This window comes from Halonotius roseus (assembly GCF_006861655.1).
GTDB classification, from domain to species: domain Archaea; phylum Halobacteriota; class Halobacteria; order Halobacteriales; family Haloferacaceae; genus Halonotius; species Halonotius roseus.
The window spans coordinates 1,123,530-1,139,441 of sequence record NZ_SESI01000001.1 but is presented as its reverse complement, the minus strand read 5'-3'; the positions used below and the strand labels follow the sequence as shown (position 1 = coordinate 1,139,441).

The following is a 15,912-nucleotide window of genomic DNA, read 5'->3' as shown; positions in this document are numbered from 1 at the left end:
CCATAGCGACGAGGTTCCACCCGTACCCATGCCGAACACGGTAGTTAAGCTCGTCAGCGTTCCGCGCAGTACTGGAGTGGGCGACCCTCTGGGAGTCGTGGTTCGCCGCCACCCATTCATACTTCATTCATTCACTCCAAGAGTCACCACGCTGACTCGCCTGACGACACGCACCCCACAGCGACAGCCCTCGTCGCCGTTGGCGGATCGCTGTTTGCACGACAGCCGCTCGACGAGCGGGCTAACCGCTAGGCTTAAGCGACTCTCGGGGATACTACAGCACGCGCCAAGGTGGCAGAGTCCGGCCTAACGCAGCGGCCTGCAGAGCCGCCCATCGTCGGTTCAAATCCGACCCTTGGCTTTCATACGATATCCCCCCACCCAACACCATTCCGGGCTCCGTTTTGTTCTGTACCCAACCGGATTGAATGGTGTCTCTACGTTGAATGAACGCGTTTACTCTCAGGGTCGTCGTTTTTTTTTGATACGTTCGTCGAGTACAGCCGGTTTTGACCTCTCAGCACGCTATGGAGCTCGTCGTGTCATTGTCGTGGGGGTAGTATCCCATATGATTAATTTACTGGAACCCGAATAGTGAAACTGCATCTCTCTGGTCGACGGCATCGCACGTAGAACAGTCGCCGTGTTCGACACCGTTCCATCAGGAAAACGCACCCAAAATGCCTGCACGCTCACAATCCGTTCAGCAAGATCCCACATTTGACCAGGACGAAAAATACGCCGTCTACGATCCTGTAGAGGGTGTTATCTGCCACCACGACGACGGGGCCGCGATCAGCGACAGTCGGGACGACGCAGCTGCCGATGTCTCAGCTGTTGCCGAGCAGATGGGTCTCCCAGCGGATCGTCTTGCGGTCGTTCGGCTGACGATCACGCCGGTTGGTACCTCCTCCGACGCTGCTGTCGACGACGATACTGCTGTCGACGACGACACCCACGATGCCGACGCTGATCTTACCACGGGATCGATCATGGTCACCCGTGGCCCGCATCGCCAAAACTCACAACTCGTTGAGTACCGCGAAGCCGAAGACGGGGCGTGGGCGGTCAAAACACCCGAAGACGACGAGTTTTGGATCTTTATGCGATCCGGCACCGAGCGCGATGTCCACCAACATATCCGGGCGAAATGGGACGCTACCTACGGCACCCCCGACCCATTCACCGATCAGGCGTGTCCGACCAACGACCTCTGACAGCCGCTGGGGCACTGTTCTCTCAGTGGTGCGTCGGAAGCGTTGCTCCGGGTCACCGTCTGCTGTGTCGTATTGTTGGTACTGACGCGTTTCGCTGCTGTTGTTAGCGAGCTCGTTGTGCCAGCAGCGACGCCGAACGCGCCCCGAACAGGTAGATCGCGGCGGTACGGAGCGATTCAGACTGGGTATCCGATATCCAATTACGGTTGTGGCTGTAACAGACGGCATGGATATCCGGCAGCTGCACCGCGATCTGATCGAGCTGCATGGCCGACCGAGTAAGACCTACAGCGAGGATGGCGTTCGCCAGCTGCTTACCACGATCCTCTCACAGAACGTTGCCGACGTGCAGACGGCGCGGGCCTCGGAGGCGTTGTTTGCGGCGTATCCTGACTACCGGGCGATGGAAACGGCCGACCACGACGAACTGGCCGAGGTGATCTCCGAGGTAGGATTGATGAACCAGAAGGCGACGCGTATCCAGCGATCGCTGGCGGCGATCCGGGAGGAAACCGGCGGCGAGTACACGCTGGCGTTTCTCGATGAGATGGACACCGACGAGGCCCAGGCGTGGCTGACCGATATCAAAGGCGTCGGCTCGAAGACTGCCAATGTCGTGTTGAACTTCCACTTCGAGAAGCCGACCTTCGCGGTCGACACCCACATCCAGCGACTGGCGACTCGGTTTGGGCTGATCGAGGAATCGACGACCGCCGACCAGGCCCACGAGGTGCTCAACGAGCTGATCCCGGATGATATCAAATACAGCCTGCACGTGTTGTTGATCACTCACGGCAAGGAGTACTGTTCGGCACAAACCCCCGACTGCGACAATCCGGTCTGTGAGACCTACTGTGAGTGCGACCACTGTTGAGGGCGATATCGGCTCTCAGCACGCGCACCGTGTGCTCCGATCGTCGGCGATGTCCCCACAGCGTCGCTTCGGCTTACGGCCTGTCGTCGAGATCCGGCAGCTCGATTTCGGTCGTGTCGTGTGTGTTCCCACCACCCCGGGGCCCGTTTGCTCCTAACTGCTGTCGTGTCTGCAGCCCTGATTGGTAACACTCGATGACCGCTGTGGCGTGTCGCTCACACGCCAAGACACCAACCGCGCCGGCTTCGACAAAGATGAGCGGTATTCCGCCCCCCTGTTCGTGATTGCGACAGGCTGGACACTGAATCCCCCCAGCCGGCAGGTGGGCTAACAGCTCCGCGCTGTCCTCGGTTGTGAGCTCACAGATCGCCCGAAACTCCTCAAGATGGGCATCGCAGCCAACGACTGGCACCGTGAGGGTCTCCACAAGGAGAAACGAGATCGCCTGTCGGCCACCGGATTCCAAGGCCGCACGACAGTCCGAGCAGTGGGGCCTGTCTCCGAGTGGTGGTGCCGCGTTTGGTTCCATTGGATACGTATCTAGTCGTCCGGCGGCAAGGTAAGTGGTTGGGTTGGCCCTGTTGTGCGCTCAGTATCCCCAAGATCGACGTTTCCAACGAGCGACTGAACCCGGTGGTTCTCCAGTTCAACGTGTGGCGTTGATCGGCGACCGAATCTCATTGCGGCAAGCGAAAGGAGCCATCCGACGGTGGGCCGCCCTGGTAGTAAATAATTGACTCTCACAAAATTATTTGAGTGTTGGGGCTGAATACCTGACCGAGATGGCTGAATCGACACCGTCGTGGACAGACGACACCAGTGGTCGGGAGCGGGTTCGACATGTCGCGGAGACGCTGACCGAACCAACGCCTGTCGGCGAGATCGCCGAGCGAGCCGAGGTTTCGCGGGCGACCGCGGCCGACGAACTCCAGGGGTTGGCGAGCGACGATTGGGTGACCGAAACGACCGTCGACGGCACGCAGGCCTACGATCTGAACCCGGTACGATTACTCTTCGACGAGGTGACCGACCTGATCGACGATCACTCCCGCGAGGAGTTAGAACAGCGGCTGGCGGAGCTCAAAACCGAACAGGAGGAGGTGGCGGCGGAATACGACGCTACCTCACTGGCTGCGTTTCGGGAGCAACTGGCAACCGAGGAGCTGTCGGCGGCCGAGCTGCGTGAGCGTCGGAACGTCATCGAAACGTGGGAGGCGATCAACACGGAGATCGGGCTCGTGAAACACGCCCTCCAGCTGTACGATGATGTCGTCGAACTCGCCTCGCCGCAAACTGACTCGTCGTCGACGCTCGCTTGATCGTGGTGTTGCTCGCCAACCGGGCGAACCTACAGGCCCGGCGACTCCACGAGCGGATCGCTACCCGGCTTCGCGGCTCCTGTGAGACGGTGTGGCGGCGACGCGCCGAGCCTGGCGAGCCGGGGCCGTACCGCGTCGTCGGCGAGGTGACGCCCCGGCGGTTTCTCGGGATCGACGCCTATCCGACCGATGACGCGCGAATCGAGATCGGGTTTCGACTCGAAACTGAGGTCGAGTACGAACACTACTGGTGTACCTGGATCGAACCGGATCGCGGGCTGGCGGTCGGGTGGCATCAGGACGGGAGCCACGAGGAGTTAGGGTCGGTGCATCTGCAACTCGACAGCGGGGACACGGTGATTGAGCGGCAGGCGGCGACGTTCATCGACGCCCATCCGCTGGCAGTCGTGGCGCGGCGACTCCCGTCGCTTGGTGGGGTGGTGCAGGGTGTGACGTGGGAAGATGGCGAGCCTGTTGGGATCGAAATTGCAGGCGAAATAGACAGGTAGTACTGTATACCACGGCGAGCGAAGCGAGCCGTGGTTTCATTGGCTGCGACCGTAGGGAGCAGCCGAAAGTTTTAGTCCAGGTTTTGCAAGGAGCGGTGCCCGCAGCGAACGAAGTGAGCGAGGACACCCGACGCAGCAAAAAGTGGAATGCCGCCTCCCCGATTTGAACGGGGGACAGCTCGATCTTCAGTCGAGTGCTCTCCCAGTCTGAGCTAAGGCGGCTCGCACTCCATGCGAAGTGGATTGCAGTAAAAAGGATTTCGAAAGACGGCACCGCGGCGGTGCTGTGAGACCAGCAGCAATCCCGAGCGAGCGTAGCGAGCGAGTGGCGCAAGGAGTGACCAACGGGAGCGACGCCGCGTTTTGGTCCAGCTTTTGCCGAGGGCTGGCGAAGCCAGCCCGCAGCGCAAAAGGTGGATGGGCTCGGGCGGAGTTGAACCACCGATCTCAGCCTTGTAAAGGCCGCGTCATAACCACTAGACCACGAGCCCGCATTCGATGTCATCGCCCGCCTGTCAATAACGGTTTCCTTCCGCGTCGGAAGCCATATCCCCCGTTCAGCCCAATCGTGACCAATGGCACGGCCCCGAACGTGGATACTCGCACTCATCGCAGTCACCGTCATCGTCGGCGGCGGAGCCCTCGCTATCACCAGCGGCGTCTTCGCCGGCAACTACGAGTGGACACCCGTCACCGTCGTCGACGACGACACCGACGCGGAGCTCGCCACCGTCGACGCCCGAATCGCTGATACCTTCGAGAAACGCTACACCGGCTTGAGCAACACCTCCTCGCTCGGCCCCAACGAAGGTATGCTCTTTATTCACGGCACCGAGGGCCGACACAGCTACGTCATGCGCGATATGGCCTTCCCGATCGATATCGTCTTCATCGACGCCGACGGCGAGATCACGACTATACACCACGCCGAGCCCGACGACGACGGGACGTTCAGTGGCACGGGGAAGTACGTCCTCGAAGTCCCGTACAACTACACAACCGACAACGACATCGAAGTTGGCGACCGGGTTGAAATCCCTGCAGAATATCGGTCTTAGTACGATTTGACGCAGGCATGAGTGAATAGTAGGTGTAGAAAGCCCTCGGGTCGCTCGACTCCCGGGACTCGCTGCGCTCCTCGTCACTCACTACGTTCGTTCCTGCGGTGCTTGCGTCGTCCGGGTTCGCCGAGCGACCCTCGCCCTTTCAGTCCGCCAGGAAGTCGGTTGCTTGGTTGGCCGACCCACCTGCTTGCTTGTCGAACCAAAACCGAAGCCAACGCTCTTTGCGACAGCCGCCCTACCGAACACAGTGAGTAGCGTCGAACCAGCGGCCGAAGATGACCCGTTCGAAGAGCAACGCGAGCGAGTCGACGACCCCATGCGCCGGCTGGTCGGCGAGTACGGCCGGCCCTACTGGCTGTCGGTCACCCTTGGCGTGCTTGCCAGCCTCGCCGCGCGCCTGCTGGATCTGCTGCCGGTGATCCTGCTCGGCGTCGCCATCGACAGCCTGTTTCAGGGTGTCGAACCCTTTTCGCTCCCGTTGGTGCCACAAGCGTGGCTACCGACCGAGCCGGTCGACCAGTTCACGCTCGTCATCGTCCTCATCACGACCTCCTTCGTTGTCGGCGCGGGCTTTCACTGGCTCCGCAACTGGGGGTTCAACTCCTTCGCCCAGGACATCCAACACGACGTGCGCACCGACACCTACGACACGATGCAGCGGCTCGACATGGGCTTTTTCGCCGACAAACAGACCGGCGAGCTGATGTCGATCCTCTCGAACGATGTGAACCAACTGGAGCGGTTCCTCAACGACGGCCTCAACTCCGCCTTCCGGCTGGCGGTCATGGTCGTCGCCATCGCGGCGTATCTCGTCTATCTCAACCCTCAACTCGCGGTCGTCGCGCTCTCGCCCGTCCCGCTGATCGCCGTCTTCACCTATATTTTCGTCAAGACAATCCAGCCGAAGTACGCTGCCGTCCGCTCCAGCGTCGGCGACGTGAACTCCCGGCTCGAAAACAACCTCGGAGGCATTCAGGTGATCAAATCCTCAAATACGGAAGAATTCGAATCCGGCCGCGTTGACGACGTGTCCCGCGATTACTACGAGACGAACTGGGGGGCGATCACAATTCGCATTCGCTTCTTCCCCGGCCTCCAACTCATCTCCGGGGCGGGGTTCATCCTCACCTTCCTCGTCGGCGGGCTGTGGGTCTTTTCGGGGTCGGGGCCGGGCCCGTTCACCGGCACGCTCTCGACCGGCGAGTTCGTCGTCTTCATCCTCTTCACCCAGCAACTCGTCTGGCCGATGGCCCAGTTCGGACAGATAATCAACATGTACCAGCGGGCGGAGGCCTCCGCCGAACGGATCTTCGGGCTGATGGACGAAACCGAGTCGCTGGAAGACGACAGCGGCACCGACGACCTCGTTGTCGACGAGGGTCGCGTCGAGTACGACGACGTGAGTTTCAGCTACGACGACGAAAACCCGGTACTGGCGGATCTCGATTTCACCGTCGAGGGCGGCGACACGCTCGCACTCGTCGGCCCGACCGGTGCCGGCAAATCGACCGTTCTCAAGCTCCTCTTACGGCTCTACGATCCCGACACAGGAACGATCCGGATCGACGGCCAGGACATCGCCGCCGTCGACCGCCGGTCGCTCCGGCAGGCCATCGGCTACGTCGGCCAGGAGCCCTACCTGTTCTACGGCACCATTCGGGACAACATCGCCTACGGCAGCTTTGAGGCGACCGACGCCGACATCCGCGCGGCCGCCGAGGCCGCCGAAGCCCACGACTTCATCCAGAATCTCCCCGACGGCTACGAGACGATGGTCGGCGAGCGCGGCGTCAAGCTTTCCGGCGGCCAACGCCAGCGGATCGCCATCGCGCGGGCGATCCTCGAAGATCCCGCGATCCTCGTCCTCGACGAGGCGACCAGCGATGTCGACACCGAGACGGAGATGCTGATCCAGCGCAGCCTCGACGAGCTGACGACCGACCGGACGACGTTCGCCATCGCCCACCGCCTGTCGACGATCAAGGACGCCGACCGGATCGTCGTCCTCGAAGACGGCCGGATCGTCGAGCGCGGCACCCACGATGAGCTACTCGATGCTGACGGGCTCTATGCCCACCTCTGGGGCGTCCAAGCCGGCGAGATCGACTCGCTGCCGCAGGCGTTTATCGACCGTGCGAGCCGCCGACAGGCCCGAACCGAGACGGCCGAGGACGACTGATCGATCACCGCTCGGGTAGCCGGTCACGCGACGCCTCTCTGGTGACCCGCGTCGAAGGGGGTTTCTCGTTACCCGCAGTCGGTGGTGGTTTCACCGTCCACGCATAGATCGAGCTGATGGCGGATACACAGGCTATCGGTACCGGTATCGGAGCTGTCGGTATCCTCGTTGTTTTCGGATCGGCCAGCTACGCATGGCTCACCGGTATCACGGTTGGCCCCTATGGATCGCTCCCGGCAGCTACAGCCCTGCTCGGGTTCTCTTCCGTTGGATCTCTCCTCGCTGTGCTGGCCGACTATAATCGAATCGAGGGTGTTCGACCAACACTGGCACGAACCGGGTCGATCAGCTGTCTCGGTGCGGGTATCGTGTTGTTGAATCCGCTCACCGGCACGCCGCTCCCGGTTGCCGAACTCGGCGTTGTCGGCGCGGTTCTGCTGGCGGCCGGCGGCCTCGTGTTGGTCGGCTCGTCGGTGCTGAAAACGGGATAGCCGCGTGTCACACGGCTTTTACCCACAGCCCCGGAAGAACGTCCAATGAGTGATCTCGACGCCGGCGACACCGTGGCCCTCACCTGCCCGGCCTGTTCGCCCCACGACGACACCGTCCATGAGGTACTGAAACCTGGTGGCACCGCGACCGTCCGCTGTAACGACTGCGAGCACGTGCATAAGGAGACGATCGAATCGACGACGACAGTCGAGAAACGCGTGATCGTCTCCCAGGGCGGCGAGTCGGTCAGCACCCACATCGATGTCGACCCCGAGGAGCAGGTCGCCGTCGGCGACGAGTTCATCGTCGACACCCCTGAGGCGATCTTTCAGGCGCGGGTGACCAGCCTCGAACTCCAGGATGGCGACGCCCGCCCCGACAGCGCGGTCATGGAGGGGATCGAGGCGATCTGGACGCGCGCGGTCGACAACGTCTCGGTCAACGTGACGCTGCATCCCAACGACGGCTCACGCGACGAAAGCCGGAGCCTCACGATCAACGTCCCCGGCGACTATGAGCTGTCTGTCGGTGCGACCGAATCCTTCGGCGACGATGAGTTCACGATCACCGGGCTGTTGGTTCGAGATGACGCCGAGGGCTACCGGTTTGACCAGTTCGATGAGGACGGCGATATGATCTATGCGAAGGACTGCAAGCGCGTCTACGGTGTCGACGAGCAGACGACCGCGTGGTCAGCGTGGTAAGACGTCGTAATCAACTGATTCGGTCATAGCGTCATTTCTACTGGAAACTGTACTGTGGCTGCTTTCGCCCAGAAAGCCCTCGGCCGTTCCGCTCCCGCGAGTCGCTACGCGCTTCGGGCCTTCGGCCCTGCAGTGCTTGCGTCCTCGGGGTTCGCGGAACGCCCTCGCCCTTTCATTCCACCAGGGTAGCGACTGGTCAATCGAGCGAGCGCGTGAGCGTAACGGCTACATATGCTGTGCGCCAATTCTTCCCATGGAAATGGCGACAGCCCGCGACCGGCTGGTCGACAGCCTCGTCGCCAACGATATCATCACGAAACCGAGTACCGCCGAGGCGATGCGGGCGGTGCCGCGCCACGAGTTTGTCGATGCTGACCAGCAGGAACAGGCCTATCAGGATCGCCCGCTGCCGATCGGTAACGACCAGACGATCAGCGCGCCGCATATCGTCGGGCAGATGCTCGATCTGATCGATGTCGAGCCCGGCGATCGCGTCCTCGAAATCGGCACCGGCTGTGGCTACCACGCCGCGGTCACCACCGAGGTCGTCGGCGACGGCAACGTCTACAGCGTCGAGTACGACCGCGAGCTTGGCGAGGCGGCCCGCCAGCGACTCGCCGATCTCGGCTACGACGTGGCCGTCCGCATCGGTGACGGCCGCGAGGGGTGGCCCGAAGAAGCTCCCTTCGATGCCAGCTACCTCACCTGTGCGGCCGCCGAGCCGCCGGCGGCGGTGCTCGAACAGACAGCAACCGACGGCGTCGTTGTCGGGCCCTTCGGCTTAGGGCAACAGGAGCTCAAACGTCTTTTTCCGGGGTCTGACGGGAGCTATGACGCCGAAACCATCGCACCGGTGCGGTTCGTCACGATGCGGTGACGCGGTGGGGTTAAGCCGATCCCGCCCCCAGTTTCGGTAATGGATCACGAAACACTCCGGGCCGATATGGTCGATGGGCTGGAACACGCCCTTGAGCGACCGCTCGGAGCCGCGGTGCTGGACGCCCTCGGAACCGTCCCCCGCCACGAGTTCGTCGACGATGCCTACGAACCCGGCGGCGACGAGGTCGCCGGCTCCCGGGTGCTCGGCCTCCGGACGGTCGCCCGGCTGATCGCCGCGCTTGAGGCCGGTGAGGGCGACGACACGCTCGTCGTCGGCGCGGGTATCGGCTACACGGCAGCCGTTCTCGCCGAGATCGTTGGCGGCCGCCACGTCCACGCGATCGATATCGACCGCCGGCTCGTCCACATCGCCCGCGACAACCTCGGCGCGGCGGGCTACGATGCGGTGTTGGTCGACCGCCGGGACGGCGCGACCGGCTACCCCGAATACGCCCCCTTCGATCGCGTCTTGATCGAGAGCGCGGTACACGATGTGCCGCGGGCGATCCGCGAGCAGCTCGCCGACGAGGGACGGATCGTCTTCCCGCGCGGGACGACCGACCAGACGCTTGTCGCTGTCGAGCCTGCTGACGACGCGCTCGACGTTGTCGGTGAGTTCGGCCCTGTTGGGTTCCGGCCAATGCTGGTCGACGGCGAGCAGCCCAGCGGCCACGAGCGCAACCGGACACGCCGGGAGGACGCCGAGTTCGACTCGCAGGGCTACTTCGCCAAAACGGGCTGGGAGTACGAGTGGCTGGACTGGGACGATCGGCTCGACTCGCGGTAGGAGCAGGCGCGCGTACCTCACTCGCAAGCGACACACTCAGGGCCATTGCGACCCAACACCGCCTGTGGCCGGATCAGAGCCTTCCGCAGATGACGACCGCGACGACGCCTTCGCAGCCCTGACGCTGAAAGAACGGATCGCCGTCGCCACCGCCCAAGATCCTTCGAAGGCGATCGTTGTCATCCTCCTGGGGCTGTTTGCGCTTACGTTCCTTGTCGCCCTGTCGTTGGTGTATCCGACCGTCGCCGGCTTCTTTCTCCTCGGGACGCTGTTGCTAACGGTTCTCGCTGTCGGCGGCTACCTCATCCTCACCCGACTCGGCGGCTAAGGCCGACCGGGTCAAGGCCGGCTGGCAGCTAGTCTGAGTGGGTCAACTGCTTCCCGTTTTGTCGTGGCTGTGCGGTTCCCAGCTCACAGTGGCGGTCGGCCGCGCCGACGTAGAAGGAGGTCAGTTGATCGGGCGCGGTCGCCGTGTCGACAACGTTGACGACGAGGTCGTCGTCGCTCAGTACGTCCCCGTCGTTTTCGTAGGTATTCTCCCTCACCGCTTGCTCGCCCATCAGATCCAACTCGCCGGCGATGTTGCCGATGACAAACAGCGGCCGGTCACGCTTGGTGTCGACGCGGGCGTTGGCCTCGTCGAGGCCGCGGGTCGTCACGTCGATGACGTTCTCGCCGGTCTCCCAGGTGCCAAACAGATCGAGGACGAACAGCCGATCGCTCGCCAGCGCGTCGGTCAGCGTCACCTCGGCGGTGGCCGACAGCGCGCTCGCCAGCGTCCGGCGATCCATCGTCGCTGTCGGCGACAGCGAAACCGCCCAGCCGGCGTTGATGGCGGCGGCACAGCAGGTCGCCACCGCCTTGTCGACAGCCTGCTCGTTGACACCGCCCTCGCCCGTGTCGGCGGTGATCACCGATCGGGAGCCGGCCGGGAGGCCGCCGTTACGGTCAAACTCATCCAGTCCTGTCGGCACAGTTTCGGCCTCGCGGAGCCGCGCCTCTCGGCCCTCGCGGGCTGCCGACAGCACATCGTCGATCTCGGCGAGCAGATCGGTCGTCTCGGCGCGCTCATCGTGGATCTCGCCGACGGAGTCCTCGATCCCGCGGGCGGCGTCGGCGGTGTCCTCGGTGACCGAGGCGACGCGGGTGGCGGCCTCCGCACCCTGCTGGACGGCCGTCGAGACCTCGTCGATGCCGGCGGCCGCCGACTGGATCTCCTCGGTGACGACATCGAGCTCGCTGTCGGCGGTTTCGACCTCGTCGGCCCCGGTTTCGACCGCCTCGACCGCCTCATCGAGGGCATCGGTCACCTCGGCGGTCACATCCTGGATCTCGGTGACCGCGCTTTCGATCTCCTCGGTTCGGGTCTGGGATTCCTCGGCGAGGCTTTTGACCTCCTCGGCGACGACCGCGAAGCCGTCGCCCTCCTCGCCGGCCCGGGCGGCCTCGATCGAGGCGTTGAGTGCCAGCAGATTCGTGCGCTCGGCGATCTGGTCGATCACGTCAACGACCTCGTTGATCTGGCTGACCTTTCGCTCCAGTGTTTCGACCTGTGATTGCACCTGCTCGGTGGCTGTCGAGGCGGTCTCCATCGCGTCGGTCGCCTCGGCGGCAGCCTCTCGCCCGGCGGTTGTCGCCGTCGCCGCTCGGTCGGTCGTCTGGCTGACTTCCTCTGCCGACGAGGAGACCTCCTCGATGGTCGCGCTCAGATCCGAGACCTCGCTGGCGACGCTCTCCATCTCATCGACCTGCCGCGTCGCCGTCGACTGGATCGCTTCGAGTCGATCGTCGACCGCCTCCGAGGTCGCATGCACGACTCCAACCGCGCCCTGGGCGTTGGCGATCATCCCGTCCTCAACGGCTGCCTGCGATTCGGTGTCGACCTGTTCGTTGTCTACTGACATTCGTTATCATGGTACATTGCGCCGGCATACGTAAGTTTTTATTCATGAATGTTAATGCGATTCTAGCTGATAATTGTTTCTTAAATATCTAATAAGTCGAATGGATATAAACTAATTTAAGAAAAAATACAGCGTTCAACTATTTAGTGAACTCCACTCGGTGCGGTGTTGACATCGAACCGGAACGACTACCCGACCTGCGGGCACTCCCCCGAGTATGACCGGCTGGCAGCGACTCGCCTCGGAAACCGAATACGACTGTGGGTGGTTCACCGCCGGCTACGACCGCGTGGTTGAACCCTCGGGTCGGGAAGCCGACTACTACTGGGTCGACAAACCGAAAGACGGCCTTGGGATCGTCGCCGTCACCGACGACGACCGCGTGGCGATGGTCGAACAGTACCGCCCGAAGTTAGCGGAGTCGTTCGTTGAATGCCCCGGCGGCTACGTCGAACCCGGCGAATCCTATTGCGAGGCCGCTGCACGCGAACTCAAGGAGGAAACCGGGCTGTCGGCCGGCGAGACCGAGTTGCTGTCGACGTACTACCCGAGTGCGACGATGCGGTTCCAGCGTGGGCTGGTCGTCGCTACCGAGTTGGAGGCTGGCGAGGCCGATCCCGACGAGGGCGAGTACATCGAGTGGCGATTCATGAGTGTGGAAGACGCCATCGAGTCGGCGAAAACGTCGCCGACGACGGGCTGGACGCTGACAGCGTTGTTGGCGGCGCGTGAAGAGGGGTATATTTAATCGGCTAACTCAGTCTGGACGCCACATATTCTTTCGATTCCCGACGAGAGACTAATTATTCGCCGCCGTCGGCCCGCGCCTCAGTCGAAGAATCGTCCCATGAGCTGGTGTCAACGCCTTGCGCGTCAAGGTACTCTTTGACCTCTTCGCGTGTCTCGTCCATCTTTTCGCGGAGTTCCTCGAACTCCTCGTCGGTCATCGGGTCGTCTCGATACTGTGCCATGTTTCGAACCTCTTGATGTATCCTTCGACGTTCTGCTTCAAGTGTTCTTCGGCCCGATCAAGTGCTTCGCTCGCCGGCAGCGGCGGCGTCAGTTCGTGGCTGGTGATTTTTTCGCCCTCACGGTAGACATCGATATGTAGTCCATCGACAGTCACGTCGTGGCTGGCCTCGCTACTACCGCGGCCGTCGTGATCGTAGCGCACGACTTCATTCCACTCGTCGGTGGCCGGATTGAGCAGATATTCGAGCTGGAGTACGAAGCGCGTCACTGTGCCACGTTCAGTGGTGATACCGAGCCGGTACCGCGTTCGGTGGGCAACATGGGCGGTGAACTCCCTGTCGTAATCCCGCGGTTTCTTTTTGCCCATCGCGCTCGGTGCTGTCTCTCTGCGGCATCGGTTAAAAATCTGAGCGTGAAGGTCTGGAGCGGGATTTGAACCTCAGTCGTTCCGCTCACTACGTTCGCTTCACTCCTTGGTTCAAATCCGCTGTCGAACGTTTCCGACTCACGGGGGAACCTTCGCACACGCTACGCGGTGCTCGGGAGTATTGTTCGTCGGAAGAACGCCCGGAGCGGGATTTGAACCTCACTCGCTCACCGCGTTCGCTCGTTGCTTCAAATCCCTTTGGGGTATTTGCGGCTCACGGTGGGCCTCGCACACGCTACGCGGTGCTCGGGAGTGTTGTTCGCCGCAAAAGTACGCCCGGAGCGGGATTTGAACCCGCGTCACGACCGTGACAGGGTCGTATGATGGGCCACTACACCATCCGGGCGAACGCATCCTATCGTACCGCGGTAAGGTAAATAAGGCTTCTCTTTTCCGGCAGTCGACTACTCCTCGTAGGCCAGATTCATCAGCCACTGCGAGAAGGAGTCACTCTGCGGGTCGACTTCCTCCTCGCCGATAAACGGCGAGAGCAGATCGCCGGCCATCAGCAGCCGGAACTCCAGATCCTTCGCGGTCGGTTCGAGGTAGTAGGTGTTGTGTCCGTTGTAGACGGTCTGTTCGCGGTTGATCAGCTCAGCCTCGACCAGCTTTTCGGCGATCCGACTCCCCTTCCGCGAGGAGATGTCGAGTTCCTTCCAGAAATCGCTTTGATGGATCCCACCGGTTTCCTTGATGAGTTCGAGTCCGCGCTGCTCGTCGGCGGAGAGGTCGACCTCGGCTTCGGACACACTCATTACTCCTACTGCGGTCGCAACTCGTTTAAAGGCTGCTTTCGACGCGCTCGAAGGCTGTCCGACACGGCGGCCCATCGGCAAACCAGTAGGCACCGACGCCTGCGGCGGCCTCACCGCCGAGTTCGATTAGCGACGCCGACCGCGTCCCGAACCCATCGCCGTGGACACAGACGCCGTACTCGTGATCGCCGAGCACGTCGGCGGCCTGCTCGCGCCACGCCGCGGCCGTCGGTGGGGCCGCCCGCTCGACGCTGAGAGCCGATCGCACTGCGGTCGCGTTGGCGGCCTGCTGGCGACCCATCTCCGGTCGTCCCGGCGGCTCGAAGGACGCCCCGTCCGCGCCGACGTTGACGACGACGTGGACACCGGGCGAGAAGTCGGTGACGCCGAGCTCACTATCCCATTCAAGCAAGGTGGCCCGATCACTGTCGGCAACGACGAGATTGAAGCCGGCGTAGGCGTCGGCGTCGACCGCGCGTTCGACGGTGTCGACAGCGGCATCCGTCGATTCGCAGCCGAGACAGTCGGCGACGAGCTGGCCCCGCGAGCGTTCGCCCGCGCGGTCGATCCAGCGGTTGGTGATCCCGACGAAGAGGCCAGCCTCGTTGTAGCCGATCCACGTGCCGCCGGCGCGGGCGTCTCGCGGCGCGATCGCCCGTGGATCGGTTCGGTACAGCCCTGGCGGTTCGCTGGGACGGTCGGTGGCCTCATCACGGTTGGCGGCGACGACGACCGGCGCGTCGGCGACGGCCTGCCACGCGAGGACGAGTGTACACACAATCTCCTGTAGCAGCGTCGCCGACAAGAACCTCGCCCTGCCTCGGTCGTCTGCGTTGATCGTGTTGTTCGCCCCCCGACCTATGTGTGCAGACTCCAGACGCTGGCCGGGGCTAAGATCGATACCATAAGGTACGTTCATGTGAAACAGGGCTGGTATATGAGCACGCAGGGCCACGCCAGCAAGCCATCGACGCCAGAGATCGACAGCGACCTTCTCATCACCGTCTCCGGCCCGCCGGGCTGTGGGGCGACAACCCTCTGTGAACGTCTCTCGGAGGCGATGGACTGCCCCTACGTGTCGGGTGGCGATATCTTCCGGGAGCTCGCCGAGGAGGGCGAACTCAGCCTCCACCAACAGACCGCCATCGCCGACAGCTCCGACGACATCGACCGCGCACTCGACAAACGACTCCAGTCGATCGCCGAAAAGTGGGGGGCCTCCGGCAAACCCTTCATCCTCGAATCCCGCCTTGCTGGCTGGCTCGCCGGCGAGAACGCCGATCTCCGGCTCTGGCTCGACGCCCCCGACGAGGTGCGCGTCGACCGCGTTGAGGGCCGAGAGGAAACCGAAGCCGAGATGCGCGTCCGGGAGGTCAGTGAGGCCGGTCGCTATCAGACATACTACGACATCGATGTCGAGGATCGGGAGTTCTATGACCTCAACATCAACACCGCCCGCTGGAGCAAGGAGGGCGTCTTCCAGCTGGTCAAAACCGCTATCGAGCAGTACGATCCCGAAGCCGACGAGGGAGCCTACGAGACACCCGCTGTCGAGCTCTGATCGATACACCGCTTTCGGGTAGCTGGATCCCACTGCGATGATACCGTCAGTATTTGCAGGCGAAATCGTGGTGGTGTCGTCGGCAGTGTGTCACCAGCCAGTCTACCCGAATCAAAAACCCGTTGACGTGGGTGGATTTCTTCTCTCCACACGGTGACCGACACTGTGAGTCTTTCAGACGCGCTTGAGCCCATAGGCTGCTGTTTCGACTGCAGCTGCTGTATTTCCCTGCGGCTACTGCTATTTGCCGCAGCTGCTACTGTTTCAAC

Annotated in this window: 19 protein-coding genes, 4 tRNA genes and 1 rRNA gene; 15 read left to right on the top strand and 9 right to left on the bottom strand. The window is 62.6% G+C overall.

Annotated features, from left to right (window positions below; translation table 11 throughout):
- The 4 genes from rrf to EWF95_RS05995 all read left to right on the top strand — a co-directional run.
- A 5S ribosomal RNA gene (rrf, locus tag EWF95_RS06010) occupies nucleotides 1-114 on the top strand; the annotation flags it as partial.
- A gap of 171 nt (nucleotides 115-285) precedes the next feature.
- Nucleotides 286-361: transfer RNA gene (locus EWF95_RS06005), tRNA-Cys, on the top strand.
- A gap of 319 nt (nucleotides 362-680) precedes the next feature.
- Nucleotides 681-1,217 carry a hypothetical protein gene (locus EWF95_RS06000; RefSeq protein ID WP_142443112.1) on the top strand — a complete coding sequence of 179 codons (537 nt, stop codon included), beginning with the start codon at nucleotides 681-683 and terminating at the stop codon, nucleotides 1,215-1,217.
- A 226-nt stretch (nucleotides 1,218-1,443) separates the two neighbouring features.
- Complete coding sequence (locus tag EWF95_RS05995; RefSeq protein ID WP_142443111.1) at nucleotides 1,444-2,091, top strand: endonuclease III domain-containing protein; 648 nt, start codon at nucleotides 1,444-1,446, stop codon at nucleotides 2,089-2,091.
- Nucleotides 2,092-2,164: 73 nt separating this feature from the next.
- Here EWF95_RS05995 and EWF95_RS05990 read toward each other — a convergent pair whose 3' ends face one another.
- Entirely contained in the window at nucleotides 2,165-2,620 is a 456-nt protein-coding gene (locus EWF95_RS05990) for a hypothetical protein (RefSeq protein WP_142443110.1), read from the bottom strand.
- Between the two features lie 253 nt (nucleotides 2,621-2,873).
- Between EWF95_RS05990 and EWF95_RS13510 the strand changes: the two genes are divergently transcribed.
- Entirely contained in the window at nucleotides 2,874-3,410 is a 537-nt protein-coding gene (locus EWF95_RS13510) for a DUF7342 family protein (RefSeq protein WP_185911707.1), read from the top strand.
- Nucleotides 3,411-3,415: 5 nt separating this feature from the next.
- On the top strand, nucleotides 3,416-3,919 hold the full coding sequence (locus EWF95_RS05980; protein ID WP_246055638.1) for a hypothetical protein: 504 nt from the start codon (nucleotides 3,416-3,418) through the stop codon (nucleotides 3,917-3,919).
- Between the two features lie 148 nt (nucleotides 3,920-4,067).
- Here EWF95_RS05980 and EWF95_RS05975 read toward each other — a convergent pair.
- Nucleotides 4,068-4,141 (bottom strand) — tRNA-Phe (locus EWF95_RS05975).
- Nucleotides 4,142-4,337: 196 nt separating this feature from the next.
- Nucleotides 4,338-4,410: transfer RNA gene (locus tag EWF95_RS05970), tRNA-Val, on the bottom strand.
- A gap of 84 nt (nucleotides 4,411-4,494) precedes the next feature.
- On the opposite strand from EWF95_RS05970, the gene EWF95_RS05965 reads away from it, so the two are divergent.
- The 7 genes from EWF95_RS05965 to EWF95_RS05935 all read left to right on the top strand — a co-directional run bounded on the left by EWF95_RS05965 (nucleotide 4,495) and on the right by EWF95_RS05935 (nucleotide 10,352).
- The gene (locus tag EWF95_RS05965) at nucleotides 4,495-4,977 is read left to right on the top strand and encodes a DUF192 domain-containing protein (protein ID WP_142443109.1); all 483 of its coding nucleotides are present in this window, start codon (nucleotides 4,495-4,497) and stop codon (nucleotides 4,975-4,977) included.
- Nucleotides 4,978-5,230: 253 nt separating this feature from the next.
- Nucleotides 5,231-7,162, top strand: coding sequence for an ABC transporter ATP-binding protein (locus EWF95_RS05960; RefSeq protein ID WP_185911706.1), 1,932 nt, complete (start codon nucleotides 5,231-5,233; stop codon nucleotides 7,160-7,162).
- Nucleotides 7,163-7,278: 116 nt separating this feature from the next.
- A complete protein-coding gene (locus EWF95_RS05955; protein ID WP_142443108.1) occupies nucleotides 7,279-7,653 on the top strand; it encodes a hypothetical protein in 375 nt (124 codons plus the stop codon).
- A gap of 45 nt (nucleotides 7,654-7,698) precedes the next feature.
- Nucleotides 7,699-8,358, top strand: a complete 660-nt coding sequence (locus tag EWF95_RS05950; RefSeq protein ID WP_142443107.1) for an HVO_0476 family zinc finger protein — start codon at nucleotides 7,699-7,701, stop codon at nucleotides 8,356-8,358.
- A 253-nt stretch (nucleotides 8,359-8,611) separates the two neighbouring features.
- Nucleotides 8,612-9,235, top strand: coding sequence for a protein-L-isoaspartate O-methyltransferase (pcm, locus tag EWF95_RS05945; RefSeq protein WP_142443106.1), 624 nt, complete (start codon nucleotides 8,612-8,614; stop codon nucleotides 9,233-9,235).
- Nucleotides 9,236-9,274: 39 nt separating this feature from the next.
- Complete coding sequence (locus EWF95_RS05940) at nucleotides 9,275-10,024, top strand: protein-L-isoaspartate O-methyltransferase family protein (RefSeq protein WP_142443105.1); 750 nt, start codon at nucleotides 9,275-9,277, stop codon at nucleotides 10,022-10,024.
- Nucleotides 10,025-10,088: 64 nt separating this feature from the next.
- Nucleotides 10,089-10,352, top strand: a complete 264-nt coding sequence (locus tag EWF95_RS05935) for a hypothetical protein (RefSeq protein WP_142443104.1) — start codon at nucleotides 10,089-10,091, stop codon at nucleotides 10,350-10,352.
- Nucleotides 10,353-10,380: 28 nt separating this feature from the next.
- Here the strand turns inward: EWF95_RS05935 and EWF95_RS05930 are convergent, their stop codons facing one another.
- Nucleotides 10,381-11,928, bottom strand: a complete 1,548-nt coding sequence (locus EWF95_RS05930; RefSeq protein ID WP_142443103.1) for a methyl-accepting chemotaxis protein — start codon at nucleotides 11,926-11,928, stop codon at nucleotides 10,381-10,383.
- Between the two features lie 217 nt (nucleotides 11,929-12,145).
- Between EWF95_RS05930 and EWF95_RS05925 the strand changes: the two genes are divergently transcribed.
- The gene (locus EWF95_RS05925) at nucleotides 12,146-12,676 is read left to right on the top strand and encodes an NUDIX hydrolase (protein ID WP_142443102.1); all 531 of its coding nucleotides are present in this window, start codon (nucleotides 12,146-12,148) and stop codon (nucleotides 12,674-12,676) included.
- Nucleotides 12,677-12,731: 55 nt separating this feature from the next.
- Here the strand turns inward: EWF95_RS05925 and EWF95_RS13505 are convergent, their stop codons facing one another.
- The 5 genes from EWF95_RS13505 to EWF95_RS05905 all read right to left on the bottom strand — a co-directional run bounded on the left by EWF95_RS13505 (nucleotide 12,732) and on the right by EWF95_RS05905 (nucleotide 14,860).
- Nucleotides 12,732-12,899: a hypothetical protein gene (locus tag EWF95_RS13505; protein WP_185911705.1), complete on the bottom strand. Its 168-nt coding sequence runs from the start codon at nucleotides 12,897-12,899 to the stop codon at nucleotides 12,732-12,734.
- Nucleotides 12,872-13,267 (bottom strand): DUF7718 family protein, encoded by a 396-nt coding sequence (locus EWF95_RS05920; RefSeq protein WP_142443101.1) that lies wholly within the window; start codon nucleotides 13,265-13,267, stop codon nucleotides 12,872-12,874. Before EWF95_RS05920 ends, EWF95_RS13505 begins: the two co-directional genes overlap by 28 nt.
- A gap of 333 nt (nucleotides 13,268-13,600) precedes the next feature.
- A tRNA-Asp gene (locus EWF95_RS05915) sits at nucleotides 13,601-13,673 on the bottom strand.
- Nucleotides 13,674-13,731: 58 nt separating this feature from the next.
- Complete coding sequence (locus EWF95_RS05910; protein WP_142443100.1) at nucleotides 13,732-14,082, bottom strand: helix-turn-helix transcriptional regulator; 351 nt, start codon at nucleotides 14,080-14,082, stop codon at nucleotides 13,732-13,734.
- A 25-nt stretch (nucleotides 14,083-14,107) separates the two neighbouring features.
- A complete protein-coding gene (locus tag EWF95_RS05905) occupies nucleotides 14,108-14,860 on the bottom strand; it encodes an NRDE family protein (protein ID WP_142443099.1) in 753 nt (250 codons plus the stop codon).
- 159 nt (nucleotides 14,861-15,019) lie between these two features.
- On the opposite strand from EWF95_RS05905, the gene cmk reads away from it, so the two are divergent.
- Nucleotides 15,020-15,643, top strand: a complete 624-nt coding sequence (cmk, locus tag EWF95_RS05900; protein WP_142443098.1) for a (d)CMP kinase — start codon at nucleotides 15,020-15,022, stop codon at nucleotides 15,641-15,643.
- The last annotated feature ends 269 nt before the right edge of the window (nucleotides 15,644-15,912 follow it).